Here is a 26281-nt window from a genome sequence, read left to right on the forward strand (position 1 = left end):
AAATACGCTTAGTGGTTGAGATGTATTGGTATTCCATTTTTCTCAAGCTATATCTATACATCTAGGGGGGCTGTACATGCCTGGTGTTATGTTTTTATCAAGGGTACATTGAATATGGCGGCTGGACAAAATAGCATCATAAACTACAGGCCAGATATAGACGGACTAAGGGCTGTCGCTGTTATTTCCGTGCTTTTATATCATGCTGGGTTTCCTTTAATAAAAGGTGGCTATATTGGTGTAGACATTTTTTTTGTTATTTCAGGGTACTTAATTACGAAAATACTTCACAAGGAAGTAACGAGTAATAGTTTTTCGATTGCGAAATTTTATGAGCGAAGAGCTTTACGAATTTTCCCCGCATTATTTGCTGTTTTGGCATCTACCACTGTAGCCGCATATTTTATCTTTTTGCCTTCTCAGCTTGTGGGTTATAGCAAAAGCCTTATTGCAACTATATCCTTCGTGTCAAATTTTTTTTTCCTGGGTCAAGAAAACTATTTCGTCGTACCAGCAGCGTCATGGCCGCTATTACATACGTGGTCTCTTGCTGTAGAGGAACAATTTTATCTATTTTTTCCATTGATGTTCTACGCTTGCCATCGTTGGTTCGCTTCTAGAGTATTGAGCTTTACTATTGTACTGGCTTTGATTTCGTTTGTTAGCTGTCTGTATCTGATGGAGCTGGACAAGAGCCTCGCCTTTTACCTTCCTTTCTCTAGGGCCTGGGAGCTAGCAGTCGGTGCGATACTTGCGTTGAATGCAGTACCATCCGCAAGAACCGTCATTCTACGGCATGTACTAGCCGGGATTGGGGCGCTATGTATATTGATTGGTTTGTTTGTATACAATAAGGCTACAAGTTTTCCTGGTGTGTCTGCATTACTGCCCTGTCTAGGGGGCGCACTTATAATTTACTCTGGAAGTCACAAAGATACATTCGTCTACCGATTTCTTTCATTAAAGCCAATAGTATGGATAGGCTTAGTCTCATATTCATTGTATTTATGGCATTGGCCGGTAATAGTTTTCTACAGAAACTTGTTTGAGTTCGATGTCACAGGGAAGATATCTGTAGTAATACTTTCAATTCTATTGGCGTTTGTATCATGGCGCTTTGTAGAGCAGCCGTTTAGAAGAAATAAATTTCGTTCGGTAGAAGTATTCAAAAGTTCCTTGGTTGCGATGTCTCTATTTTTATCCGTTGGAATAGTAATGCTTGCAACTCACGGAGTCGTAGAACGGTTTTCCAAGCATCAGCAATGGCTATTTTCATTTATGGAGTCCGATCCCTCCGAGTATATGAGAACAGGAAAATGTTTTCTTTCGTCAGCTTATAGAGAAGCGGAACTATTTAATCGTTCGGAGTGCTTAAGCCACGACACAAAAAAAGAAAACTTCCTCCTAATTGGTGATAGCCATGCGGCACATCTCTGGTATGGGTTGTCAACAATTAACCCTGAAGTAAATATCCAGCAAGCAACTGCTTCGGGATGCCGCCCAATACTAGGAGGGGATGGTGACGCAGACTGCATCGAATTGATCACTGATGTTATTCGAAACTATACAAAATCTTCTAGACCGGACGCTGTAATACTTTCAGCTCGCTGGCATGAAAATGATATAACCAAACTAAAAAATACTATAGAAGAAGTGTCCAAGTACACAAAACAAGTCTACGTTATAGGGCCAACTGTAGAGTATAAAAATAAGTTGCCTAAAATTCTAGCTCAAGTGCAAGGTGATAATTACACGTCAGTTGTTCAGAAGAATACAATAACATCTCAACGGTCATTGGATCGCTCTATGAGTGAGCAGTTGAAAGACTCTAGTGCGATTTATATTTCGGTCTATAGTTTGCTATGCCCAGATAAAGGCAGTGTATGCACTACAGCAGCTCCTGCGAGTGAAGATCCAATTCAATTCGACTATGGCCATTATACAAAAAACGGCTCAGTTTACGTTGCCTCTATGATTCGGGCGACCGGGAAGATCCATTTAAACTGAGAGCTACCAGTATGGGTTTTGTTTAACTTCACTTGGAATATATAAAATGGATGCTAAAGATAAACCTGATCTTATAGTTATCCCATATAGGGATCAGTATTTCTTAAGTGAATATGGGCCTGCGGTTAGAGACTTGCAGTTTATAAAAACCATATCTGAGCTTGATTTTTTTGATACTATAACTGTTGTTAATAGGCCGGTTAGTGTATATGAGCGTGTTCTTGGTAAGTTGAATAGTAATCTGTCTATCATTCCTGGCGTGAATTTTGTTGATGCTACATCCTTCGATCTGTTTGGTCCATTGCGTGGCAGAGCGTGGGCGAAAATCTGTTTTGCTAAAACAATAAAGACATTGCTTTCAAAGTATAATAAAAGCCATAAGGCGGTGGTGGTTTTAGATTTTTCTCCTTTTGCTATATTTCCATTGCTAAAGAGCAGTAACGTACTATATTGGTATGATTTGATAGATAATTTTACAAAGCACAATCGTTATACACCGTCTCAGCGGGAGTTGGTGCGAAATAAGTACGCTTGGGTAGATAAATTTTCTAACGCTGTCACCGGGGTGACAAGCGAGGCGCTAACATCTTTCAAGACTAAAAAAACAGTTTTGCCAAATGGCATTTTTTTTAACGATGCTAATATGAATAAACTCGCCGCCCATCCGAACACTTATGATTTTGGGTTTATTGGGTTCATTACAGATAAATTAGATTTATCTTTCATAAAAAAACTATCGGAAAACTACTCGGTAGCCCTATACGGTCTTTGTCTTGATAAGAAAGTTCTAGCCAGCATTAGAGCTATGAGGAATGTTCATTATTTTGGTAAGTTTCAATATAACGACATTGGGGTGATAGCCAGAACTTTTAAAATAGGTTTGCTTCCATATTTAAAGGAAAGATCTCACGATGAATCACCGTTAAAGCTGTATGAATATTTCAAGCACAACTTGCCTTGTGTGACGTCAATAGACTATGAAATCCAAAGTGAGTTTATTTTTAATTATAATCATTCGGAGATGACTTCCGAAAAGGTTAGAGCCCTTGCTTGTCTGTCGGGTAATTTCAAGATATCCGAAAGCATCGAAGAGAGTTGGCATGTTAAAGTTCGTTTGAAATCGTTTTTGAAAGAGTTGTTAGTTGGCTTTGATTTGAGTTCCAAGGCGACCTCTGTATAGGGATTTCTTTCATGTTGGATGCTAATTGAAATTTAATTTGAAAGGGATATACGGATGTATACGTCTCAAGCCTTCAGTAAGGTGAGGTTTTCAGCATTATATTTTTTTATGCTGTTGTGTTTTATTTTAGGCGCGCCTTTGCAAATAACTGGGCTTTTGACGCCAACTGAAACTAACTATCTGGCAATCTCATTGCTCGTTGTATGCTTTACGTTCAGAAAAAAAGTACATCTTGGTAGAAGCGCTATGGCGATGATAGTGCTATTTATGTACGTTGCTTTTATATCTATTTTTTATAAAAGTCCAGTTTCTTACTTGCTTGTATATTGTTATTACTTGCTTTGTCCTGTCTTGGTGTTTAGGGCGGGGAAAATGCTCTCTCAAAAAATTACGCTTTCGCCTAAAGCGATAATTACATACTGCAATTATTTTTTGCTGGTTCAGATGCTGTTTGCCATTGTCCAAGTAGTCGCGGGTGAACAAATTGCGAGTTTCTCAAAAGTACCTATGTTTGCCATTGATGCAGTATCGGGCACTTTCTTTATAAAGTCGGACGCTTCGCTAGCAATGTTTGCTTTGTTGGTTGTGTTAACCGCATTTTCATTAGGGGTGTCCGCTAGATTAAAGTTTTTATCAGCTTTTATCTCGATCGCAATTATATTCCTTACAAATTCCAAGGCAATCCAGGGGTTGACTATCGTGATAATTCCCTCCGTATTGTTCTACTCGGGATTTCTTCAGGGTAGGTTTGCTATAGGGAAACGACTATTAGTATTTATATTATTAATGATTGCTCTTGCGCTGCTGATGCCTATGATCGTTGATGCGCTCAATGAATTGTTGGGTGTGTTTCAGGATGCTTATTACTCAAGGTATAAATCCGATTCGGCTAGCCGTCTTGCGCCAGTTGGTGAAGCCATTTACTCCGATTTTTATTGGATAGGTAAAGGGCTTTTAAGTTATTATAATCCATTAAGTAAAAGTTGGGATTATTATTCGGGCTTTAGCCTTATTTATGCATTTTATTTAGATTGCGGCTTCATTGGACTCTTTCTAATTACCTATTTTTTCATGGTGTTTACAATTGAAAATATCAGGGATAACTTTTATCGAGCGGCTTACTTTTGCTGCATAGTTTGCTTTTCTACATTTACACTAATCGTCACTGACTTGCCATTCTTATTCGCTTTAAGTTTCTTTTATTTTATCCATAAAAAAGAATCAATTAACTCATGAAAAAACTATACATCCTCGGCATTCGTGGCATCCCCGCCAAACACGGCGGTTTTGAAACCTTCGCCGAAAAGCTCTCCCTCTACTTGGTCAAGCAGGGCTGGAAAGTCACTGTCTACTGCCAGGAAGACGGTTCCGGCGGTATATCGACCAGTGAATGGAAGGGGGTTCATCGCATTCATATCCCGATCGCCAACACCGGCGTGGCGGGCACGGTGTTTTTCGACTGGAAGGCTACCGTCCATGCGCTGGGCCAGAAGGGATTGTTTCTGACTCTCGGCTATAACACGGCGGCGTTCAATATTCTGCAGCGGGTCAAGGGCCAGACCAATGTCATCAATATGGATGGCATTGAATGGCGACGGGAGAAGTGGGGGTTGGTGGCGAAGACCTGGTTCTGGTTGAACGAGCGAGCAGGTTGCTGGATTGGCAACCACCTGGTGGCCGACCACCCGAAAATCAAGGATCACCTGGCCACCCGGGTCAAGGATTCGAAGATCACCATGATCCCCTATGGCGGGGACCGGGTGAACGAAGCAGACCCGGCCGCCCTGGCCAGTTATGGCCTGGAGCCCCATAGTTTCTCGGTAGTTATTGCCCGGCCGGAGCCGGAGAACTCCTTTCTGCAGGTCGTCAAGGCTTTCAGCAGCAAGCGCCGTAACCATAAGTTGGTGGTGCTGGGCAACTTCACCCCAGAGAAGAACGAGTACCACAAGCGGGTGATGGACGCGGCCGGCGAGGAAGTGATCTTCCCCGGCGCCATCTATGAGTCGGCGGTGGTTCGGGCGCTGCGGTTTTTCAGCCGCTTTTACATCCACGGCCATCAAGTCGGGGGCACCAACCCTTCGCTGGTGGAGGCATTGGGCGCCGGCTGCTCGGTGATTGCCCATAACAACCATTTCAACCGTTGGGTCGCCGGTGATGCGGCGGTGTACTTCGATGACGAGCACGACTGCGCCAAGTTGTTCGAGAAGTACCTGCGCGACGACCACAACCATTTGATCGCGGCGATGAAGGCTGAAAGCACACGCCGCTTCAACGAAAAGTTCACTTGGGAAAACATTCTTTCCCAGTACGAAAAACTACTGATCCAGTGGTACCCCAAGGAGTACAGCAAGTGACCCAACGTATTATCGTCACCGGCGGCGCTGGTTTTATCGGCTCCGCCGTCGTTCGCCATCTGATCGACAACACCGATGTGAGCGTGCTCAATATCGACAAGCTCACCTACGCCGGCAATACCGAGTCCCTGGCGTCGGTGGCGGGTAGCCCCCGGTATGAATTCCAGCAGGTGGATATCTGCGACACGGCGGCGCTGCACGAGCTGTTCGCGCGTTTCCAGCCCGATGCGGTAATGCACCTGGCGGCCGAGTCCCATGTGGACCGTTCCATCGACAGCCCATCGGATTTCATCCAGACCAACATCGTCGGCACCTACAGCATGCTGGAGGCCAGCCGCCGCTACTGGTCAGGGCTGGCTGCGGAGCAGAAACCGGGCTTTCGCTTCCACCATATCTCCACCGATGAAGTTTATGGCGACCTGGAAGGCACCGACGATCTGTTCACCGAGACTACGCCCTACGAGCCGAGCTCGCCGTACTCGGCGTCCAAGGCCGGCTCCGACCATCTGGTGCGCGCCTGGCACCGCACGTATGGCCTGCCGGTGCTGGTCACCAACTGCTCGAACAACTACGGGCCCTTCCACTTCCCCGAGAAGTTGATCCCTCATGTGATTCTCAATGCCATCCACGGCAAGCCGTTGCCGGTGTATGGCGACGGCTCGCAGATCCGCGACTGGCTGTTTGTTGAAGACCATGCTCGAGCGCTGGTCGAAGTGGTGTCGCGCGGTATCGTGGGCGAAACCTACAACATCGGCGGGCACAACGAGAAGCGCAACCTGCAAGTGGTGGAAACCATCTGTGAGCTGCTCGATGAGTTGCGCCCCCGCGATGAAGGGCAGGGCTCTTACAAGGAGTTGATCACCTTCGTCACCGACCGCCCTGGGCATGATCGTCGTTACGCCATCGATGCAGGCAAGATTGAGCGTGAACTTGGTTGGCGACCACAGGAAACCTTTGAAAGCGGTATACGCAAAACGGTTCAGTGGTATCTGGATAATCAAGATTGGTGGCAACGGATACTCAACGGCCAATACCGGTCCGAGCGTCTTGGCCACGTTGGCTGAAACATTCAAAACCTGCCTCTATTTAACTTCGAAGGGAATCCCCTATGAAAGGTATCATTCTGGCGGGAGGCTCCGGCACCCGCTTGCATCCCATTACCCGTGGTGTGTCCAAACAGCTGCTGCCGGTCTACGACAAGCCGATGATTTATTATCCGCTGTCGGTATTAATGCTGGCGGGGATTCGCGAGGTATTGATTATTTCAACGCCGCAGGACTTGCCCAACTTCCAGAACTTGCTGGGTGACGGTTCTTCTTTCGGCATTGAACTCAGCTATGCCGAACAGCCTTCTCCTGATGGCTTGGCGCAAGCCTTTCTGATCGGCGAGGAGTTCATCGGCGACAGCAATGTGGCGCTGATCCTGGGCGACAACATCTTCTACGGTTATGGCTTCAGTGCGTTGTTGCGCGAAGCGTCTCAACGACAAACCGGTGCCACGGTCTTTGGTTATCGGGTCAGCGACCCGGAGCGTTTTGGCGTTGTCGAGTTCGACGAGAGCGGCAAGGCGATCTCGATCGAAGAGAAGCCTAAACATCCGAAGTCCGACCATGCTGTCACCGGTTTGTATTTCTACGACAAAGACGTGGTGAGCATCGCCAAGCAAGTCAAACCTTCGGTACGCGGCGAGCTTGAAATCACCGACGTGAACAACGCTTATCTACAGCGCGGGGATCTGCACGTCAGCGTGCTGGGGCGTGGTTTTGCCTGGCTGGACACCGGCACCCATGATTCGTTGATGGAGGCCGGGCATTTCGTCCAGACCATCGAAGCGCGACAGGGCTTGAAAGTGGCTTGCCTTGAAGAAGTGGCCTATCACCAGGGTTGGTTGTCGGCTGCGGAACTGGATAAACAAGCCACCGCGTTACACAAAACCGGGTACGGACAATACCTGGCGCGCGTACTGACGATGGAGCCTTCGAAATGAATGTCATCAACACCCGGTTGCCCGGTGTACTGATTATCGAGCCCAAGGTGTTTGGCGATGCCCGTGGGTTCTTTCTCGAGAGTTATCACGAACAGCGTTATCGCGACGCCGGCATCGAGTTGCCTTTCGTCCAGGACAATCACTCACGCTCGCAGTATGGCGTACTGCGTGGTTTGCACTTCCAGCGGACCCGGCCCCAGGGCAAGTTGGTGCGCGTTACCCAAGGTGCGGTGTACGACGTGGTGGTGGACATCAATCCCGAATCGGCCACTTGCGGTGAACATGTAGGGGTCAAGTTGACCGCCGACAACCATCTGCAGCTATGGGTGCCGCCGGGTTATGCCCACGGCTTTTGCGTACTCAGCGATACCGCTGATTTTCAATACAAATGTACCGATCTGTATTTCCCCGAGGATGAGGGTGGGCTGCTCTGGAATGACCCGGACCTGGGCATTACCTGGCCCATTGAATCGCCTCAACTCTCGGAAAAAGACTTGCGCAACCCACGCTTGCGCGCGGTGTTGAACGGGGAATGACGGGTTAATAATGGTCTATAGTTAACATTAACTATTTATGACCTGATGTTATTTAGCCTTGCATGTTCAGTCACAATAGAACCTTGCGGGACAAGATGCTGGGAAAATCCTGACTAATAATAACAATAGGCGCGAGGGGTGGGTGATTTTTACTCGGAACTTTGTGCCGAAAATGCCTTGTCATGCAGCAAACATCTTGGAAAATCACCTTTTTTCGTCAAAAGGTCCTGCCCGGTGCAAGCGCTTTTGTCCATGACGGGACGAGGTTTGGCGTATGGCATGCACTCCCTATAAATGACATTCTCCAAAGGAGGCAATGTGCATGAACTGTCTCGTTAAATTGACGGGTGTCAGTTCATTCACCTGCTGTTCCATTCCCGGTCCCTTAGTATCAAATCTTATGCAGAGTTGATGTCGAGAAGGAGTCTGATATGAAGAAACTACTTACGGCCGGCTTGCTGGCTGTCATGAGCACCGCAGCGTTGGCGGCGGATGCACCGCCGAGCAAAACGACGGGCGAAACGGCTAGCGAAGAAGTGAGCGAGCCATTGTCCTTGAATACCCCGCTGGTCGGGGACGTGACGGTCGCCGAAACCGTGGTGATCGGCGCGGCCATTGTCGGCGCTGCGGCGGCCGCTTCAAACTCTGGAGGCAGTTCCAATGGCGGTACCTCTGGAACGGGTGGCACAACCGGTACTAGTGGTACGACGGGTACCAACTAAACCTCGCGAAGTATGTTGTTCAAGATCACTCAGAACTTTCTGGGTGATCTTGTTTTAGATTTGCCCTCGACTAGCGTAGTGCCCTTATGATCCGTAGATTATCTGTTGTTATGCTGGCAAGTATCAGCTTGCACGGCTGTATGTTTTCGCCTGGTCAACATATGGACACCAGTCAAATGGTCAGTGACGGCTCTCCGGAAAGTAGCCGGGTGGAGCTTATTCCCATCACGCCTAAATTGATTGCCATGGATGCGGCCACGCAAGTTCGCGAATCCGTTCCCCCAGCGTTGTTGTCCTATGTTCCAGGCGGTTATCGCGTGGGTGCCAACGACCTGTTATTCATCACGGTCTGGGATCACCCCGAGTTGACGGCGCCTTCGGGTCCGCAACAGCAAATCGATGCCAACGGGCGTCTGGTTCGTCCGGATGGCACGTTGTTTTATCCCTACATTGGTAATATCCCTGCCGCCGGTAAAACCATCGAAGAGTTGCGAGCCTTTATTGCCGAGCGCTTGTCGCAATTTGTCGAAAGCCCCCAGGTTGACGTCAGCGTATTGCGCTTCGCCAGCCAGACCGTGGTGATTTCCGGTGCGGTGCTCAAAGCTGGCCAACAGCCGATCACTACCACACCGCTGAGCGTGGTGGAGGCCGTTGGTGCGGCCGGTGTGGACCCCTCGAACGCGGACCTGTCAGGCCTGACGCTGACCCGGGACGGGCGCGAATACAAGCTCGATCTGGACACCCTCAATCGCCAGGACTCACAGCTGCAAGCCGTTTACCTCAAGGGCGGCGACCGGCTGTACCTGCCCTATAACGACCAAAAGCGGATCTATGTCATGGGCGAGGTCAACCTGCCTCGCGCGCTGAGCTTCAAAGGCAAATCGATCAACCTGACCGATGCGCTGGGCACAGTGGGGGGCTTGAACCAGACCACCTCCAACGGCAATGCGGTGTACGTGATTCGCGGCGCCGACCACCTGGAAACCGAACCGGCCAAGGTGTTCCAGCTCGACGCCGAATCCCCGTCTGCCCTGGTACTGGCCACCCGTTTCGACTTGCAACCGCAAGACATCGTCTATGTCGGCCCGGCCGGCGTGACGCGCTGGAACCGTCTGATCAGCCAGCTTCTGCCTACGGCCACTGTCCTGGGGACCGGTGCCAGCTCTCTCAATAACCTCAGCGAAGCCAACAGCAGATAAGGCTCAATTCCGCCGTGAAAAATTTGCCTACCTGCGCCAGTCTGACGATGGCGCTCTTGTTGTGCGGGTGTAACCCGTTGATGAAGGCCTCCTGGGACACCCTTGAAACATCTGTCGCGGGGCCTGCTTCCATCAATTTGACCCGTGCTCAGGTCGACGCCGTTCCGTATCCGCAGATCCTGGTCACCACCCCCTCCAGTGAGGGTGTGATGGCTATGGCTCGTCGGCGGGGCGACCTGCAGTTCTGGGTCGCTTCTGGTAAGCAAGTGCTGCTGATGCGCGACGGTCTGGTAGTGCGCACTGTCGGGCTGGGCGCTTCCCTGGATGGTACTCGTTTCAATGAAGAGTCGCCCTTCAAGCGCGGCCTTCAGCATTTGCCTGACGGCTATACCAGCACGCGCTGGATCGACATCTATAACGGCAACCGCATTGGTATCGCGGTCAACAGCCGTTTCAGCCCTCACGGTATCGAGACCATCAGCATTCTGGACAAGGATTACGCCTTGCTACGTATCGACGAGCAGGTGGATGCACCCACCCTGAATTTCCGCGCCACCAACCGCTACTGGGTCGACCCCCAGGACGGTTTCATCCTGCGCAGCGAGCAGCATCTGACGCCGCAACTGTTTCTGAAAATCGTGCAGGTGCGCCGTGATCGGGGAGCTGCCCGGTGAAGTGTTCAAACCTTTTTTTACTTGGCCTGCTGTTAATCGGCCCGGGCGTGGGCCAGGCGGCCGTCACGGTCAGCGGTGATGTGCGCAGCCCTGGCCAATTCGAAATCAAGCCCGGTGCGCGCTTGCTGGATGTCATTCGTAACGCCCAACCCAATGCCGAAAGTTACTGGCTGGGCGCGGCGTGGCTGCACCGTTCATTGGTGGACAAGCAGACGCGCTTGAAGGCAGGTGTTTTGTTCGATCTGAAACTGCTGCAACGGGGGGCCTTGCTCGATGGCAAAAACACGCGAGCAGAATTGAGCGCGCGCCTATATGAGCAGGTCGCGCAACTGCCGGTCACCGGACGTCAGGTCGCGGTGCTCGATCCGATCGCTGTGGAAACGGGGTTCGCCCGCAACGCGCTGCTGGATAATGGCGACCATCTGATTTACCCCCAGCGGCCATCCACCGTGGAAGTTTTCGGGGCGGTCGCGCAGCCTTGTCAGGTGCCTTACCGAGCCCTGCAGGAAGTGCGTGCCTATGCCCGTGACTGCGCCATTCTTGGCGACGCCGAGGGCGACTATCTGTGGCTGATCCAGCCTGACGGCCAGGTTCGGCGCGTGGGCGTGGCGGCGTGGAATCGTGAGGACGGCATCATTGTGGCGCCCGGCAGCAAGATCCTGGTGCCGATCAGGAGCGACGATCTCGAGACACCGACCCCTGAGCTCAATCAACAATTGGCCGAGTTTCTCGCCACTCAACCGCTGGCTGAGGTGGCCCCTTGAAGTGCCCGTTGAAGTTACGTTTTGCTGCTGCATTGCTCCTGCCCTGCGGATTGGCTCACGGTGAACCTCGCTACACCCAGAGTGATTTTGGTGGCGTTGGTCTGTTACAGACCCCCACCGCGCGCATGGCCCCGGCGGGGGAGTTGAGCGTCACGGCCAGTCGTACCGACCCTTATTCGCGCTACAGTTTTTCCTTGCAGCCGCTTGATTGGCTGGAAGGGTCGTTTCGTTACACAGCGATCACCAACCGTAATTACGGCCCCGAGGACTTTAGCGACGGCCAGAGCTTCAAAGACAAGGCCATCGACTTGAAAGCGCGGCTTTGGGAAGAAACTCACTGGGCCCCGCAGGTCGCTATCGGCGCCCGGGATATCGGTGGTACCGGGCTGTTTTCCAGCGAGTATTTCGTCGCCAACAAGCGTTATGGCGACCTGGATTTCAGCCTCGGCATTGCCTGGGGTTATCTGGGTAATCGTGGGGATTTCAGTAACCCGCTGTCGGTATTGGGCAGCCAATTCAACGACCGGCCGCAGAGCACGGCGGCTGTGGCCAGGGCAGGGGACGTGAACACCAACGCTTACTTCAGGGGCCACCCTTCGTTGTTTGGCGGGATTGCCTATCAAACGCCCTGGGAACCACTGAGCCTGAAGATCGAGTACGAGGGCAACGATTACAAGAATGAGCCACTGGACAACCCGCTCAAGCAAGACCTGCCGATCAACGTCGGTGTGGTCTACAAGTTGGCCGATAGCGTCGACTTGAGCGCCGGTTGGGAGCGTGGCAATACGGCGATGTTCGGCATCACCCTGCACACCAACTTTGTCAGTCGCAAGGCACCGGCCAAGACCTATGATCCTCCCGCCGAGCGGCTACCCGCGCAGACACCGTCGACCCCGCTCGATCAAGTCAACTGGGCCGATGTCTCCAACCGGCTGCAGCAAAATGCCGGCTACAAGGTCAAACGCATCACCCAGCGCGGCTCGGAGTTGATGGTGTATGGCGAGCAGTCTCGCTATTTTTATTCGGCCAAGGCTGTCGGTCGGGCCAGCCGGATTCTCGATAACAGCGTCAATCAGGACATCGACTGGTTCACCTTGGTGAATCAGCGTTATGACATGTCTATCGAAGAAACCAGCGTGCCGCGGGAAACCTTCCGCGCGGTGGTGAACAACGATCAGCCGCTGAAGGATCTGCACCGTACGACCGAGGTCAATCCAGCAACTGCGCACCGGGAAACCACGCTCTATACCCAGGCGCTGGAACCGTTCAGCTATGGCTTGGGCCTGGGCTACAAACAGAACATCGGCGGCCCCAACGGCTTGCTCTATCAGTTCACCGCCGATGCCGACGCGGAGTACCGTTTCACCCGCAACACCTGGTGGAGCGGCCTGCTCAGCGCCAACCTGCTGAACAACTACGACAAGTTCACCTACGACGCACCGAGCGGGCTGCCGCGAGTGCGCACCGATTTGCGTCAATACCTGACCACCTCCGATGTGACGATGCCGACGTTCCAGTTCAACCACGCGGCGCGGCTGGATCAGGATCTGTACGGCATGGTCTATGGCGGCTATCTGGAATCCATGTATGCCGGGGTCGGCAGTGAAGTGCTGTATCGACCCACGGGGAAACGCTGGTCATTGGGCGCCGATCTGAACTTTGTGCGCCAGCGGGATTTTGATCAGGGCTTTGGCCTGCGCGATTACCAGACCATAACGGGTCATGTCACCAGCTATACTGAATTGCCCAATGACATGCTTGCAGCGGTCAGCGTCGGGCGTTACCTGGCACGGGACTGGGGCACCACCGTCGACTTGTCGCGGGAGTTCAAGAACGGCGTGAAGTTTGGCGGCTGGGTCACCCTGACCACTGCGTCGAAGGCGGAATATGGCGAGGGCAGCTTTGACAAAGGCATTTACATTTCCATCCCGTTCGACGAGCTGTTGAGTACCTCGACCATGCGTCGTGCCAATATCATTTGGGCGCCACTGACTCGCGATGGTGGTGCGCGACTGAGTCGTGCCTACTCATTGCAGACCATGACCGACGGGCGTGACAGCAGCTTGTTCTACAACAACTTCGAGAAAATTACCGAATGATCACGTGGCTCAAAGGCTTGATCGAATTGCCGTTTTGGCTCCGGTGCCTGGCCTTTGCCATGGTGACGGCGATACTGCTGTTCGCGGGATTGCGCTCTCAGCCGATCCCGGAGTTATTCGCCGAAGAGGACAAGCTCCATCACTGGATCGGCTTTCTGGTGTTTGCGTGCAGTTGCCGTCTGGCTTTCCCCAATGTGAAGTTTGTCTGGATAGCTTTGGGGTGTTTGCTCACCGGCGTACTCATTGAGCTTGCGCAAGGTTTGATGCCGCTGCGTACGGCTTCACCCTACGACATGCTGGCAAACAGTATCGGCGTGTTGATGGGATTGCTGGCCTCCAGATACTGGCTGCGCTGAAAAGACTTTAAGCACTAAGCAGCCTCCTGGCATGTTGTACCGTTGGCAACACCGGTTCGTTCACTGGCGACAACGGCTGGCTTCGAATACGCCTGCGACGCTAAATCGATATCACAACAGAGTTTTAGGAAATGGACCTCATGAAGAACTTATTAACTATGCTACGCGAAACATACAACCCACCGGAAAGATCAGAAAAATACGATCTAATCCAGGTGCTACGTTTTATCGCAGCGCTAGCCGTTGTCCTATGCCATTCCGCGTTTTATGCGCAAGAGCGACTAGATTCTGACGCGTTCAGGTACGGACCCGGAAGCCATGGCGTTTCCTTATTCTTTGTGATCAGCGGCTTCGTCATGATTCTCGCCTCTGAAAAACTGCACGGAACGGCCAATGGCTGGAAGCACTTCGCCGCCCGCAGAATTGCCCGTATCGTTCCGCTGTACTGGGTTGCCACCACCATAAAACTGTTCGTGTTACTCTCAGCCGCGCACTTGGTGTTACACGCCGAAATTGACTGGGGATATATATTTAAATCATATTTTTTTATTCCTTCCGTAAATATTGACAACGAAGTCAAGCCGCTATTGGGCGTCGGTTGGACACTGCTATTTGAAATGTTCTTTTATGCCGTGTTTACCCTTTGCCTGCTGCTAAAGTTGAGCGCCATACGCTGGTGCGCCGGGCTGTTCGGTTTATTGACCGTCGCCTCATTCTTTAAAACAGAAAACTGGTCACCGGCGATGCAATTCTATGCAGATCCGATTGTCCTTAATTTTCTATGGGGAATGCTGGCCGCGCGTCTTATCCAGAAGCGTATTTACATGCCTAAGTCCCTTGCCGTTATCTTAGTTGTATTGTCACTGGCTTATCTATTCCTACCACGCTCCACCGAGTGGGGCGGAACAATACTCTACGGAATCGCCTCGCTTTTTACGGTATACGGATGCGCGTCCATCGAGAAAACCGTTAACGTTACTGTACCCAAATTACTTGTTTTTCTTGGAGCCGCCTCTTATTCCATCTATCTGTTTCACCCGTTGCTATCGCCCGCGGCGCCGGAAATCCTAAAGCGTATTGGCCTAATCATTCCCTCGATCTCAGTAATCTTCAGCACTCTGATCGCCATTGTGGCCGGCAGCTTTTTCTATGCTTTGATAGAGACGCCTGCGACCTCGCGGCTAAACGCCCTGATTAAAAGGCGCCTCGCAAAACCTACAGCCGACACTACTCCCGCCATAAAAACACCCGCCTAAACCCTCCCCGCACGGCTTGCGATCCAAGCCGTGCGGGCGCTTCATGCTATGACCTGTCAGGCTTCATACTGGTACCACCCAGCGTGGCAATAGTGAATATGAACGCCCCAGTGGTCGCAACCACAGGAGTTACCGTTAGGTAATCGTTGTCAATGCTAAAGGTGAAAGATGGGGTGGTTAGTTGCTCCCCCTGGCAGTTAAAAGCCTGAGCTGAAATAACCGAGACCACTCCGGTCTGGCTTGGCACCATGGTGACATGTAGCAAATAACTCGCCAGGTTCGAGTTACTAGTCCCTAGTGAAACACGCGCCTCGAACTGAAAAAACCAACGTAATTGTTACTTAGCGCGCTGCATGCGAAGAGGTCATTCTCGCAATAGGAGTCGGCCCGGTTTTACACTGGCATTGTTGGGTCGGGTGGGTGCGGTGAAATTTACAGTATCGGTATTAGTTGCTTTCGCAGTTGCGTCAATATTTAAATCGGATACATGGAGTGTGGCTTTGGTATTTTATTTCTATCCAATGGTTCTTAATTTCTTTGTGGGGGGGTGACGGCTAGGCTAATGCTGCGAGGTGTACTCATTGAGCGAAGTGCTACTGTTATCATTCTGCTGCTTTCACTTGGCTGCTTGTTTTTTTGCGCTTCCATGAATGTGGCAATACTATAACTTATGGTCTGGCATATTTTTTGGTGGTTTATCGCTGTTCAAACTTTGAAAAGGCGTTAAAAATTACAGTGCATCGGGGTTTGGTATTTTTGGGGGGGCGGCGTATTACTCCATTCATTTGTCTAATCCCACAACTGCCACCTGTGGTGCTGAGGTGTTCAAGAGACTTGGCATTATCTATTCTGTTTCGTCGGTGCTTGGCAGTATCTTTATTACCCTTTGCGTCTGGGCTTTCATGTATCGTTTTGTTGAATGTCCACTTACGGATAGGCTCAAAATCGCTATGTTAAACAATATTTTAGTAATTCGATTGATTTTAGAAAACGGGTGAAAAATGAAAGTTCTAATGAGAGTGTTGATGGGGAGTATTCTTGCCCTTGGTTGCTCTTTCTTGGCTGCTGCACCGTTGTCGCAACTAGATGCTGTGACGCAATGTGATACCGGAAATGTCAAGGCTTACCGGATATTGTTTGTCGGTGACAGTATTACTTTGCATGGCTTCGATGAAACTACAAAGAAGAATTTAGGATGGAGTCATACAGGTGGTATGGCCGCGTCCTCTAGGCAGTCTGATTATGTAAGTATTTTAAGTAAAAAAATTAGTGATGCCCGCAAGCAGCCGACGGCGGTTTGTTATCACAACGCAGGAAGAAGTGGCTCAGTTGAAGAGCGACTCCGCGCATTGGACTCTGCAATTAATACACGCCCAAATCTTGTAGTTATTCAGTTAGGTGAGCACGAAGACATTAGAAGTGGAGTCGGTAATTTAGAAGAAAATTACAGAAAGTTAATTACTGCTCTTCGTTCATTCGATAGCCGTCCGAGTATCATTGCCGTAGGCCCATGGTCCTTGTCTCGTCAAGATGGCCTTGGGCATTACAGCGGTTGGTCCAGGGAGGTCGATAGAGTTATGGCGTTAGTATCCGCTGAAGAACATGTGCCTTACTCCTCAGTAGCCGATATTGCGGCCCTTCCACTAGCTCATGGTGCCGGTTCATCTGATGGGGTGCGCTGGCATCCGAATGATTACGGACATAGTTTATATGCTAAGCGTTTATTTTCGCTGTATCAGCAGGCCGCTTCTTCAGTACGTGATTGATCGGCGTTTGGGCGACCTATCAAAATCTAAGAGGTCGGAGCCTGAGAAGTCCCCGATTTTTTTCTTACAATAGATCAAGAAGTTTGGAGTTAAAGCATTCAGACTGTTGCTGTCTTAAGTGTTCCCTGGGACACAAGGGATAGCAGCCCACCCAGTTCATAGGTTCATAGACACAATCAATGATGGGTCGATGATATCAAAGTGATTCCGATCTTCTCAGGGCTTTTATTTGAGCGCAATCTGTTTTTGTAGGTGAATGATTTGCGAGCTAAAAACCTGTCTAAAATTACCTCCATCTACATCGGATTCATTGGCTCTCAGGCCCTGGTTCAAGCGCTGGCTCAATTACCGGACCTGCTCAGGCGTCAGCGTGCCCGCCACCATCAAGTCGCACATAAAGCCGCGCAATTGGTTTTGCGTACTGAACATGCCGGCATGGGTTAGGGCCTCAAAACGTAAGTCTTCCACCTGGGGCCGCAGCGGGGGCGAGTCTGCGCCAGGGTCGGCCATGGCGATCAGGTCATTAAAGTACTGATTAGCGGGCCTCGATGGCGGCAGGATCAGTCAACGGCTCAGCGTAAAGTTGGAGCTCCTAAAGTGGCCGATTGTCGATGCTGACTGGGTCATTATCGTTCCTGACTTCATCACAATGTCCAGTATCTTCGATATGGTCATGAACAGGGATTGGCCTCGGCCCTCCTAAGAGTGATGCGCCCCCAGTAGTGACCAGCCTTGGCCGCTGCGCCCCCACGAAACTTTCCCCACCGGCATACTGCTTGCTGTTCCTGTTTTGGAGGTTTGGTCGTCATGGTAAATCGCCGCCAATTGTTAAAGCTCAGCGCCCTCGGCACCGCGTCCTTCGCGGCGCCGCTGGCGTACTCTGCGAGCAAGATGACAACGATCTACAAAACCGGTAATCCGATTGGCTCAGCTTCCTCAACAGACCTGTATGACAACGCCCGGAGCCTGGACTTCTTCGTCAATGGGCCCAATCCGTCCTACCCCGATCGCCTGGGTGTGCTACGTAAGTCGTGGATGGGGATGGAGGAGGAGTTCAATACAGATCAAGCGCGCCGCGAATCTGAGTTTGATACTTATCAGGCTGCGCGAGTTGCCGTGTTTCATGACTTTCTTAAAAGTAGCGGATTCGAGACGCCGGTAGATTACGTAGCCGGTCTTGAAATTATGCGACCGACTCAGGTTCTCCGCTTTAGTGGTGAGCTGTATCGCGCCAAGGATGCAAGCCTGCCATTTACCACGACAAGCTGGGCGGGCGATGCCGCTAAGCTCTTCGTGATTGGTGACGCCGCGCTTCGGCAGGAGATGGCCAGCCAAGGTGGTGCAGCCCTATCTGGCTTTAAACGAAAGATTCTTGATGCCGCAGATGCTGGGATGGGCAATCTCAATCAATTTGTGTCCGCTCAGGTAGTCAGCATCTGGGAGTGCTCCGGCTTAGTGATTAGCAAGCCGAATCCGCTTGATCCGGACACTTGGGATTGGTCCCCTGCGCTTATTGCCGCCTTAGCTGTTAACGGAAAGGTCGTCCTTAACGGGCGGCACACCTACCGGCTAAAGGACATCAGGCTCTATGACGGCTGCGAGATAGAGATAGATAAGTCGGCGACAGTTGCGCCGGTAACTGGCGATAGCCAAATATTCTACTGTGATGACAATACTTCCTCAGCTCGTAACTTCAGCGTTAAAGGGGGGCGTGTCATGAATCCTTCGCTTGTCTCAAACGTTACTGTATTCAATTGCCCGCAGGCTCGTAGAAACGTAATGATCAGCGAAATGTATATTGATGGCGGAGGTAAGTACTTCGGTTGGACAGGAGTCTTCTGGTCAAAGTTGAACTGGATGACAAAAATGCAGAGCGTCGAGGTTGAATCGTGCGCTATAGGGTTCAAGTTCAGGAACGCAGCCGCGGTTATGCATGCTATCGAGTGTGTCGCACTTGACTGCGGAATCGGCTTTGATCTCGCCCACTTGGAAGGAGAGGAAGACGTCCTGAGCCGGATCAAGATTTCTGGCGGGGTTTGCCAGAGTAACAATATTGGTGTACTCATGCGATCAACCGACGGCACCATTCTTGATGGCATGCATTTTGAGAATAATGGTACAGATATTGATGCGTCCGGCGATAAAAATGTGATGATTTCTGCGCCAGAACTTCGTGGCAACAACTCCCATCTTCCTAGGTCGATAGGCATAAAACTTAGATCAGTAGTTGGTGTCACGATCGCAAAGCCGATATTCGCAGGTATTCGGCCGCTAGGATTTCTAGATATCGACGACACAAACTATCTGGTAAATCTTGACGTCGATTTCAGGATTGAAGCTCCATTGATGAATGACTCCATGGTGTCCAACATAGGCAACCTTTCTGGTATTCGCTATGTACCTAATTTCTCGAATTACAGGACGCTTGGTGGATTGGTGATTGACTGCAACTATCCACTCTTCTCCTACCAAAAAGGCGTTCCCGATGGTGGCGCTGTCGTTACTGCAGTAAACCCAGTAGACGGCAGGGAAATTATGATAACCCTAAGGCCTGCCGGTAATTATACCTCTGGCGCTATTAGTGTATTTGGGGTTTCGGTCGACGTGTCTGGCGGCACGGCGATAAGAGAAAAAAACAAGACTCTGCATTTTATCTATAGGACGGTCGCCAATGGATGGGTTGTGATCAGCGAGTCCGCATGGACATAAGTTTCTGTCAGGAGAAATCATGGCCAATATTTCTGAAGCGCTCGTTGGCAGTCAAAACGCACTAGCCTTCCTCGAAATGCTGGCGTGGAGTGAGTTGAATGCCGACGTCGCACCTGTAATGATCGCTAAGTCTATTGATATGGCGCAACAGCTCCAGGAGCGGCAGTGTCCTTCAGTATTTATCCAGCTGGTTCTTAAGCAATTGAGGTAACGAGCAGAAACGGTTCGTACACAACATGACATAGCTCATGTGAGATTATGTCCTTCCTACTGCAGAAACTATTGCAGGACCTTCCCAAACCCGCCAAAACGCGGACTTTTTCGCGGCTGGAGAAAAACGATGAGCGTCACAGATAGAGACCGAGACATCCTTGCTCGCACGTTCTGGGGTGACGCCCTAGGGGAAGGGGCCCTGGCCAAATTGCCGTTGACTGGACCATCCGCAACCGGGTTAACGACGGAACGGGCCATTCGTGGTGGGGGGGAGGGCTATGCCGGTGTGTGTCAGAAGCAATGCGTGTTCAACTGCTGGAACAAAAACGATCGGAGCTATGCCTACCTGAGCGACGCCAATCTGATCCTGCCCTGGCAGTTCGCCCAGGCACAGAAGGCTGCTGACCAGATGATCGCGGGCACCGTGTGTTCGGTTCCACCGGCATCGCCAGCTTGGACATTGACGGAACCTTCGAGCTCTCCAATTGCTGGACGAACTGTTTTCGATATCCGGGCCGGAATCATCGCCGACCCACGCAGCGTTGAGGGCACTGCAGGTATTCGTCGTTGAGGTGTGCATGCTGAAGTAGTTCGGATGGGCGCTAACTTCAATACAACGATCTTTAACAGTTATTTTTTGTCGCATTCAAGTGGTCGCTGGTGATAAGAGGGATGTGTATTGTTCAACCCAAAGAAGGTCAGCGCAATGGTTCCGATGATGGATGCGCTTAGGACAAGGCACACCACTTAAATAAGATTCGGCGCCCTTGCTAGGGCAGCAAATACTGTGACGCGCTGTCCGGATCTTACTGCTGGAGAATGCAGTCAACGACTTTTCACTCGCCAGCACTCAAGATAAGGTCGTGAACTGCGGGATTGGTATGGCTTGGAACCTCTGAGCTCAATGCGATCTTGTGTTGATCATACACAATATGAGTACAACTGTTGCGTATTAGTGTAAGGGCTAAATCAGCGATTAATTAAGATTTATAAAAAACTGAGTTGAAGTAATGAATGATACTATTTTAATAATTGTTATATATGTGGTGTCAATGTTTTTACTTGATAGGGCCTTCAGGAGAGCTAATATATTGACAGAGCAGACATTGTCAAGGTCCTCGCCAATTGATGCGCTGCGGGGGTTGCTTGCGACTGCTGTTGTTTGTCATCACTTTGTTGTGACTTATTACTGGAAGGTGGATGGCAAATGGGTGCGCCCAGAAAGTGACGTTTTAAATAATATGGGGGCGGTGCCGGTTTCACTATTTTTTATGATAACTGGGTTTTTATTTTTTGGAAAAATATATAGAAGAAGTCCAGATTGGGGTGTTATATTAAGGTCGAGAATTCAAAGAATAATGCCGCTTTATATATTCGTGGTTTTCATTGTTTTTGGGATTAGCTTAATAAAGACTGGATTTGTTATTGAAGTAGGTCGAATAGTCAAGGAAGCATTGTTGTGGGGGGTTTTTGTTGGTTCTTCTTTGAATGGTTTCTCTGATAGTACTCGTATAACAGCTGGAGCACATTGGACTTTGAGGTATGAATGGCTTTTTTATTTTTCACTCCCTATAGTTGCAGCTATTTTTAACGGAAAATTGTATGGCAAATACCTAATTTTGTCATTGGCTGTAATGGTATTGGCGATTCCAAGTATTTACTTTGGATTCATAGTCCCGAAACTAGCACTGCTTTTTTTTATAGGATTTATTCCTGTTCTTATAAAGGCGCACTTTCCAAGGTTTTTGTCGGTGGTTGGACATAAGCTTAGCTCTCTGGTGTCTTTGGTTTTTTTGATCTTTGGAATGTTTATCGCTCAAGAATATTCTGTTGCTCAGATGCTAGTACTCGGTGTTTCTTTTGTGATGATTGCCCTTGGCGATAATGTTTTTGGAGTGCTTAAGAGTAATGGGCTTAAATCTCTTGGGGAGGTCAGCTATAGCATATATCTAACTCATGGGTTAGTGCTGTATTTGCTGTTCTCTGTATTTAAAGTGTTCTCTTTTGAAGGGGGCGATATGTTGTACTATATTGCTTTTTTGCCGGTTGTTCTTGCACTTGTTTCAGCTTCTTCTGTAGTGACATTTTTGATAATAGAAAAGCCCTTTATCCTCGTTAGAGGTAAAAAGGTGTATTCGGAAAAGGTTGCTGAATAGGCCTTTCCCATAGGGATCTACATTTCAATTCTTCCAACGGAAAACATTTTCGATACCCCGCCTTGCGGGATGCCTTTCATCCGTCGCTGAAAATTCGGCGACTCAGGATCGGCGTCCTGGTTACAAGGCGGATACAACGATACAACCATCGCTTGAGCAGTTATTTTGTGCCCGCAGCAAGGCTACACCCGTTGTGAGTGGGCCTAGGAGCCTTGCTGCGCTCCAAATTTCAATCGGGCAAAAATGGGGCAGACCGCACGCCAATCCATGCCAAATCAACAAAAAACACGTGATGTCAAAAAAGCCCTACGACCCTTTATTAACGGTGCTGTAGGGCTTTTTTGCTTTAGTACTCTCAACCTTGGCCCTGAGTTGGGCCTTGGTGTATTCGATTTGCGGCGCAGATGACCGATCAAACTCTCCTTGTCGTGCTTTTTGTAGGTGCTGGCCGTGCCGCAATCGACCAGATCATCTTACGGTTCTGGTGCTCTGGACGCTTATCTACGCCCGTGCAACCCGCCAGATATGTAGGTTTCCTCGCCGTGTAACAACTGATCGACCTGGGTCACATCCGCGACATTCGCCGCCCCGTGCCTGGAAGTCTTTTTCAGAGATTCCCTAGTGTCATAAACTTTGGGCGACCTGCATCTAACTCCCAGCTCGGAGATCATTTCAGTTATGAAGTCCGAGTCTCCGGAAATCACGGCCAAGTGATCATTGATGCGAGCGGGAACATCATTCGAGTCGTGCTGGTCGATCCAGATAGTGACTTCTTCGATTGCGCGGAAGTGTTGCTACAGGCCGGCAGGCAAAGTGGCCGGTATTGGAAGGCGATAGGGGGGATTTAGGAATGGGCTGAGACAGCGGGGCGGGAACTCCGGAGCAGTCAGAGAACTGACTGCCCCGGTAGCTAAGGTGAAGAATACGCGGGGGGGGGGTGAATCGCAGCAGTTAATAGATGTCCTTGGAAAAGAGCGTAAAGGGCGTCTTGATCAGGATCTTGATGTCGAGCCACAACGACCAGTTATTGATGTAGTTGAGGTCGATCTCCACGCGCTTTTGCATCTTGTCGAGGGTCTCGGTTTCGCCACGGCAGCCACTGATCTGGGCCAGCCCGGTGATGCCCGGTTTGATTCGATGACGGGCCATGTAGGCCTGGATCTTGCCGGTGTAGTAGTCGTTATGGGCAATCGCGTGCGGCCGCGGCCCGACCAGCGCCATATGGCCTTGCAGTACGTTGAAGAACTGCGGCAGTTCATCGATGGACGTGCGTCGAATGAAACGACCAACCGGGGTAATGCGAGGGTCTTCGCGGCCGGCCTGGCGGACTTGATGGTCGTCGTGCAGGCGCATGGAGCGGAACTTCCAGACCTTGATGATCTTGCCGTTCCAGCCGTGCCGTTCCTGTTTGAAAATGATCGGCCCCGGGGAGGAGATCTTCACTGCGACGGCAATCACCAGCAGCAGTGGACTGAAGGCGATCAGTGCCAGGGCGGCGAGGCCTCTGTCCAGCAGGGTCTTGCTGAGCGCCGCTGTCGGGTAACTGGTCAGCGGGCTTTCATTGAGGTGAATAGCGGGCAGGCCATCCAGCTCGCTGACGGAATGATTGAGCAACGTCATGCTGCCCAGGTCGGGAACCCAGACCACATCCACATTCGAGTCGAGAAGGTCGATGTACAGCGCTTCGACCTGTTTGGCTTCGCTCAAGGGCAGCGCGATGTACAACCGCCGGACATCGTGCACCCGGATCAGCTCGCGCAGTTCCTGCAGTTGGCCCACGATCCGGTGGGTATTGACGTTGGTCGACAGCTCGTTGGGTTTTGAGCTGATCAGGCCGACCAGCGGCGGATACTCGGTTTTGGCCAGTTTGTCCGCCAGATTCACCGCCAGTTGGTCGGTGCCGATGATCAGGGTGTTATTTTGGCTGTGCAATTGCCGGTGGTAGTGTCTGGAAAAACTATGCAGAGGCAGGTACAGCAAGGCCTGCACGCAATAACCTGCCACAGCCCAGACCATGATGATTTCCCGGGAGAACAATTCGCTGGTCTTGCTGAGAAAGCCGATGCTGGTCAGACCGGTCAGTGTCAGTAGCCACCCCAGCAGCAGTCGGCCCAGGCCGGAGAGGTATCCATGCTGCTTGTGATAGACCAGCAGCAGGGAGTAAGAAGGGACCGAGCCGAGGAAAGTCAGCACGGCAAGCACACGATAATGAGCTTCGATTTCTCCTGTCTGGTACAACGCCAGAGCAAATAACAACGCATTGACCGAAGTGATGGCAATTATCCATTGCCCCCAGAAGGTCAGTCCTTTGGATATGCTGTTTCGATTAATACGATTATGTACCATCGCGGTGTCCCTCGGGCGTGCGCCACGTTGTGTATCAGTCGACGGTTAATAAATGGCAGCCGCGCGCAAAGGCTGAGCGAGCGCAGTTCGGTCAGGGATTATTTTTATTATTGGAAGGGAGTAACGCGGGCTATGGCTGGCCATCCGAATGTTGTTTTCAAGTCAGCTGATACGGTTGTCTCAGTGTCCGGTTTTTATACTAGTACCTTAATCTTTGTGGGTGTCTGACGAATTATAACGGACACTACTTTCGGCGCCCCTGTTATAAAAGGTCGTGCTCTTTTATTTGGAGAGCATCGCTAAATCATCTATAAAATTGCAGCAGTCCGATGAGCGCTTGCCCGCCATGGGGAGGGAGCCGGGTAGGAACTATGGAGAGAAAGATGTGCGAGGGACAGGCGGCGGGAAATACAAGGCGAGGTGGTTAGGCAGTCAAGCGGTATCGGGTGGAGCGGGAAATCGCATTTATTGTTATTGTTTTTGCGATCTCACTCAGTATGCGATTCTGATCCTTTGTGCCAGGCAATAACCACGGTTTCTGACCGAGCGAATCAGGCGTTCGCCGTTGGCGGCAGTCTTGAATTTTTTCTGCAGTCGGCTCAAGCACATTTCAAGGCCGCTGTAATTCTCCGGGTCTTTATCGATACGTAGAATAAGATCGTTCTTGCTGAGTACCCGTCGATCACTGATGACCAATTGGGTGAGCATTAACGATTCGGTGCCGGTCAATGGGATGGTTATATCTTCCTTGATTAATGTTCTGTCGTCGGCATTAAACCACCAGATGTCGGGGTTACCCTGCGACTCTTTAACCCGGCTGACTGCAGAGATGAACTCTTCGTCTGCCACCGGTTTCTTGAGAAAGCCATCAACCCCGAAGTGCGAGAAGTGATGAAGTTCTGAATGCTCCGAGTTGGGAGTAATGAGTATGATTTCCGCATCCTTTTGATTTTTGCGGATAAAGCTGACATCGCTCAGCGATATATCGGCCTGGTCGAGCAGGATGTGCGTGAATCGACTCTTTCGGATGCGTTCGCTGCTGAGTTTGCCAGATTCGATTTCAAAAGATAGATGCAGGCGTTGTGCGAGAAGCGATTCTATAGCTTGTCGTGCCAGTTGATCTCGGGTGAAAATTAGAAAGCTGTTGTTTGGCGTATTCACAATAAGGCTCCTTCCTAGTTTGGTGAAATTTTTGAAGCTTAAATAACCTCGGTAGGCGAGTAATACCTCCCCTGGAAAAAATCGAAAGGCATGCTGCGGGCCAGTGTGTGCAGTGCTTTGTGCTCGACCCGGTCCGCAATGAATCTGATTTTGCTGTCATGGATCATGCTGCTCAGGCAGTCGTAAGACCTGTTGAAAAAGTCCTGACTGTTATCGACCATGATGTCGAAATTGGACCGGGTCAGGTCCACTTTTATGTAATCGAACAGCTTCGGGCTGATCAGTTTTTCAGCGCTGTCATCGCTTAAGTCATAGCCATCGAAAGCGATCTCGATCCCGTTGTCCTTCAATAAATGAATATGATTGATAATGGTTCTTTTTTCTTTGAGATTGAACGAAAGGAGCGAACTGCCATTAATGCTGGGGATTAACTGTTGCTCATGCTTCTTGAGTGTCGTTTGAGCGTCGTTCAGTTCTCTGATGAGCGCTTTATCCAACAACGCGGATTGGTTCATGGTCACGAATAATTTATTGGGTGTCTGTACGGATGGGGACGGTGTGGTCTCGATCTGTGAGAGGGCATTTAATTGGATCCGCATCAGTACTTCACGATATATCGCCAGCGGGTGATCGGGATGTAATGGCTGATACCCCTTGTTCAGAGGTGTCTGTTGTTTGGTCGCTTTGGCATAAATCTCACTGCCGAACAATTCATCGTTTCGCTTGAGAATTGATTGCCTGAAGAAAACCATTGCGAAGTTATCTTGCACGGTATATTGCCTGCTGGACTCCATCG

22 protein-coding genes and 1 pseudogene are annotated in these 26281 nt (G+C 50.4%); 19 read left to right on the forward strand and 4 right to left on the reverse strand.

The features are described from left to right. The first annotated feature begins 114 nt into the window (after positions 1-114). From PSH69_RS09980 to PSH69_RS10070, 19 genes are all read left to right on the forward strand, one after another. The gene (locus PSH69_RS09980) at positions 115-2007 is read left to right on the forward strand and encodes an acyltransferase family protein (protein WP_305411837.1); all 1893 of its coding nucleotides are present in this window, start codon (positions 115-117) and stop codon (positions 2005-2007) included. A gap of 46 nt (positions 2008-2053) precedes the next feature. Further along, positions 2054-3187, forward strand: coding sequence for a hypothetical protein (locus PSH69_RS09985; RefSeq protein WP_305411838.1), 1134 nt, complete (start codon positions 2054-2056; stop codon positions 3185-3187). Between the two features lie 54 nt (positions 3188-3241). Then, a complete protein-coding gene (locus PSH69_RS09990; RefSeq protein ID WP_305411839.1) occupies positions 3242-4423 on the forward strand; it encodes a hypothetical protein in 1182 nt (393 codons plus the stop codon). Further along, entirely contained in the window at positions 4420-5541 is a 1122-nt protein-coding gene (locus PSH69_RS09995) for a DUF1972 domain-containing protein (protein WP_305411840.1), read from the forward strand. Before PSH69_RS09990 ends, PSH69_RS09995 begins: the two co-directional genes overlap by 4 nt. Further along, positions 5538-6605: a dTDP-glucose 4,6-dehydratase gene (gene rfbB, locus PSH69_RS10000; RefSeq protein WP_305411841.1), complete on the forward strand. Its 1068-nt coding sequence runs from the start codon at positions 5538-5540 to the stop codon at positions 6603-6605. The genes PSH69_RS09995 and rfbB overlap by 4 nt, the downstream gene beginning before the upstream one ends. Positions 6606-6649: 44 nt before the next feature. Next, positions 6650-7528 (forward strand): glucose-1-phosphate thymidylyltransferase RfbA, encoded by an 879-nt coding sequence (rfbA, locus tag PSH69_RS10005; protein WP_018928273.1) that lies wholly within the window; start codon positions 6650-6652, stop codon positions 7526-7528. After that, entirely contained in the window at positions 7525-8064 is a 540-nt protein-coding gene (gene rfbC, locus PSH69_RS10010) for a dTDP-4-dehydrorhamnose 3,5-epimerase (protein WP_018928272.1), read from the forward strand. The genes rfbA and rfbC overlap by 4 nt, the downstream gene beginning before the upstream one ends. A 431-nt stretch (positions 8065-8495) precedes the next feature. Next, positions 8496-8786 carry a hypothetical protein gene (locus PSH69_RS10015; RefSeq protein WP_305411842.1) on the forward strand — a complete coding sequence of 97 codons (291 nt, stop codon included), beginning with the start codon at positions 8496-8498 and terminating at the stop codon, positions 8784-8786. An 86-nt stretch (positions 8787-8872) separates the two neighbouring features. Continuing rightward, the gene (locus PSH69_RS10020) at positions 8873-9985 is read left to right on the forward strand and encodes a polysaccharide biosynthesis/export family protein (protein WP_177325195.1); all 1113 of its coding nucleotides are present in this window, start codon (positions 8873-8875) and stop codon (positions 9983-9985) included. Between the two features lie 14 nt (positions 9986-9999). Continuing rightward, positions 10000-10659, forward strand: a complete 660-nt coding sequence (locus PSH69_RS10025; RefSeq protein ID WP_032834022.1) for a YjbF family lipoprotein — start codon at positions 10000-10002, stop codon at positions 10657-10659. Then, positions 10656-11423, forward strand: a complete 768-nt coding sequence (locus tag PSH69_RS10030; protein WP_305411843.1) for a capsule biosynthesis GfcC family protein — start codon at positions 10656-10658, stop codon at positions 11421-11423. Before PSH69_RS10025 ends, PSH69_RS10030 begins: the two co-directional genes overlap by 4 nt. An 8-nt stretch (positions 11424-11431) precedes the next feature. Further along, positions 11432-13522 carry a YjbH domain-containing protein gene (locus tag PSH69_RS10035; RefSeq protein WP_305411844.1) on the forward strand — a complete coding sequence of 697 codons (2091 nt, stop codon included), beginning with the start codon at positions 11432-11434 and terminating at the stop codon, positions 13520-13522. Continuing rightward, entirely contained in the window at positions 13519-13878 is a 360-nt protein-coding gene (locus PSH69_RS10040; RefSeq protein ID WP_305411845.1) for a VanZ family protein, read from the forward strand. Before PSH69_RS10035 ends, PSH69_RS10040 begins: the two co-directional genes overlap by 4 nt. Before the next feature lie 140 nt (positions 13879-14018). Next, positions 14019-15134, forward strand: coding sequence for an acyltransferase (locus PSH69_RS10045; protein WP_305411848.1), 1116 nt, complete (start codon positions 14019-14021; stop codon positions 15132-15134). Between the two features lie 1001 nt (positions 15135-16135). Then, entirely contained in the window at positions 16136-16900 is a 765-nt protein-coding gene (locus tag PSH69_RS10050; protein ID WP_305411849.1) for an SGNH/GDSL hydrolase family protein, read from the forward strand. Between the two features lie 807 nt (positions 16901-17707). Then, the gene (locus PSH69_RS10055) at positions 17708-19609 is read left to right on the forward strand and encodes a hypothetical protein (RefSeq protein ID WP_305411850.1); all 1902 of its coding nucleotides are present in this window, start codon (positions 17708-17710) and stop codon (positions 19607-19609) included. A 19-nt stretch (positions 19610-19628) separates the two neighbouring features. Beyond that, positions 19629-19820, forward strand: a complete 192-nt coding sequence (locus PSH69_RS10060; protein WP_305411851.1) for a hypothetical protein — start codon at positions 19629-19631, stop codon at positions 19818-19820. A gap of 129 nt (positions 19821-19949) precedes the next feature. Further along, positions 19950-20393, forward strand: coding sequence for a cell wall hydrolase (locus PSH69_RS10065; protein WP_370695236.1), 444 nt, complete (start codon positions 19950-19952; stop codon positions 20391-20393). A 439-nt stretch (positions 20394-20832) separates the two neighbouring features. Beyond that, complete coding sequence (locus PSH69_RS10070) at positions 20833-21978, forward strand: acyltransferase (RefSeq protein WP_305411852.1); 1146 nt, start codon at positions 20833-20835, stop codon at positions 21976-21978. Positions 21979-22332: 354 nt separating this feature from the next. On the opposite strand, the pseudogene PSH69_RS10075 reads toward PSH69_RS10070, so the two are convergent. From PSH69_RS10075 to PSH69_RS10090, 4 genes and pseudogenes are all read right to left on the reverse strand, one after another. Further along, positions 22333-22565, reverse strand: a pseudogene (locus tag PSH69_RS10075) (IS5/IS1182 family transposase); the annotation flags it as partial. Positions 22566-22929: 364 nt separating this feature from the next. Beyond that, the gene (locus tag PSH69_RS10080) at positions 22930-24324 is read right to left on the reverse strand and encodes an undecaprenyl-phosphate glucose phosphotransferase (RefSeq protein ID WP_018928262.1); all 1395 of its coding nucleotides are present in this window, start codon (positions 24322-24324) and stop codon (positions 22930-22932) included. A gap of 492 nt (positions 24325-24816) precedes the next feature. Further along, positions 24817-25485, reverse strand: a complete 669-nt coding sequence (locus PSH69_RS10085) for a winged helix-turn-helix domain-containing protein (protein ID WP_018928261.1) — start codon at positions 25483-25485, stop codon at positions 24817-24819. A gap of 38 nt (positions 25486-25523) precedes the next feature. Beyond that, entirely contained in the window at positions 25524-26279 is a 756-nt protein-coding gene (locus PSH69_RS10090; protein WP_370695237.1) for an EAL domain-containing protein, read from the reverse strand. Positions 26280-26281: the final 2 nt, after the last annotated feature.

It is taken from the genome of Pseudomonas sp. FP1740 (genome assembly GCF_030687165.1).
Lineage (GTDB): Bacteria > Pseudomonadota > Gammaproteobacteria > Pseudomonadales > Pseudomonadaceae > Aquipseudomonas.

What these genes read in the sequence shown, in the direction of transcription:
- PSH69_RS09980 (WP_305411837.1), top strand. Translation starts at nt 115, where the DNA reads ATGGCGGCTGGACAAAATAGCATCATAAACTACAGGCCAGATATAGAC.
- PSH69_RS09985 (WP_305411838.1), top strand. Translation starts at nt 2,054, where the DNA reads ATGGATGCTAAAGATAAACCTGATCTTATAGTTATCCCATATAGGGAT.
- PSH69_RS09990 (WP_305411839.1), top strand. Translation starts at nt 3,242, where the DNA reads ATGTATACGTCTCAAGCCTTCAGTAAGGTGAGGTTTTCAGCATTATAT.
- PSH69_RS09995 (WP_305411840.1), top strand. Translation starts at nt 4,420, where the DNA reads ATGAAAAAACTATACATCCTCGGCATTCGTGGCATCCCCGCCAAACAC.
- rfbA (WP_018928273.1), top strand. Translation starts at nt 6,650, where the DNA reads ATGAAAGGTATCATTCTGGCGGGAGGCTCCGGCACCCGCTTGCATCCC.
- rfbC (WP_018928272.1), top strand. Translation starts at nt 7,525, where the DNA reads ATGAATGTCATCAACACCCGGTTGCCCGGTGTACTGATTATCGAGCCC.
- PSH69_RS10015 (WP_305411842.1), top strand. Translation starts at nt 8,496, where the DNA reads ATGAAGAAACTACTTACGGCCGGCTTGCTGGCTGTCATGAGCACCGCA.
- PSH69_RS10020 (WP_177325195.1), top strand. Translation starts at nt 8,873, where the DNA reads ATGATCCGTAGATTATCTGTTGTTATGCTGGCAAGTATCAGCTTGCAC.
- PSH69_RS10040 (WP_305411845.1), top strand. Translation starts at nt 13,519, where the DNA reads ATGATCACGTGGCTCAAAGGCTTGATCGAATTGCCGTTTTGGCTCCGG.
- PSH69_RS10045 (WP_305411848.1), top strand. Translation starts at nt 14,019, where the DNA reads ATGAAGAACTTATTAACTATGCTACGCGAAACATACAACCCACCGGAA.
- PSH69_RS10050 (WP_305411849.1), top strand. Translation starts at nt 16,136, where the DNA reads ATGAAAGTTCTAATGAGAGTGTTGATGGGGAGTATTCTTGCCCTTGGT.
- PSH69_RS10055 (WP_305411850.1), top strand. Translation starts at nt 17,708, where the DNA reads ATGGTAAATCGCCGCCAATTGTTAAAGCTCAGCGCCCTCGGCACCGCG.
- PSH69_RS10060 (WP_305411851.1), top strand. Translation starts at nt 19,629, where the DNA reads ATGGCCAATATTTCTGAAGCGCTCGTTGGCAGTCAAAACGCACTAGCC.
- PSH69_RS10065 (WP_370695236.1), top strand. Translation starts at nt 19,950, where the DNA reads ATGAGCGTCACAGATAGAGACCGAGACATCCTTGCTCGCACGTTCTGG.
- PSH69_RS10070 (WP_305411852.1), top strand. Translation starts at nt 20,833, where the DNA reads ATGAATGATACTATTTTAATAATTGTTATATATGTGGTGTCAATGTTT.
- PSH69_RS10080 (WP_018928262.1), bottom strand. Translation starts at nt 24,324, where the DNA reads ATGGTACATAATCGTATTAATCGAAACAGCATATCCAAAGGACTGACC.
- PSH69_RS10090 (WP_370695237.1), bottom strand. Translation starts at nt 26,279, where the DNA reads ATGGAGTCCAGCAGGCAATATACCGTGCAAGATAACTTCGCAATGGTT.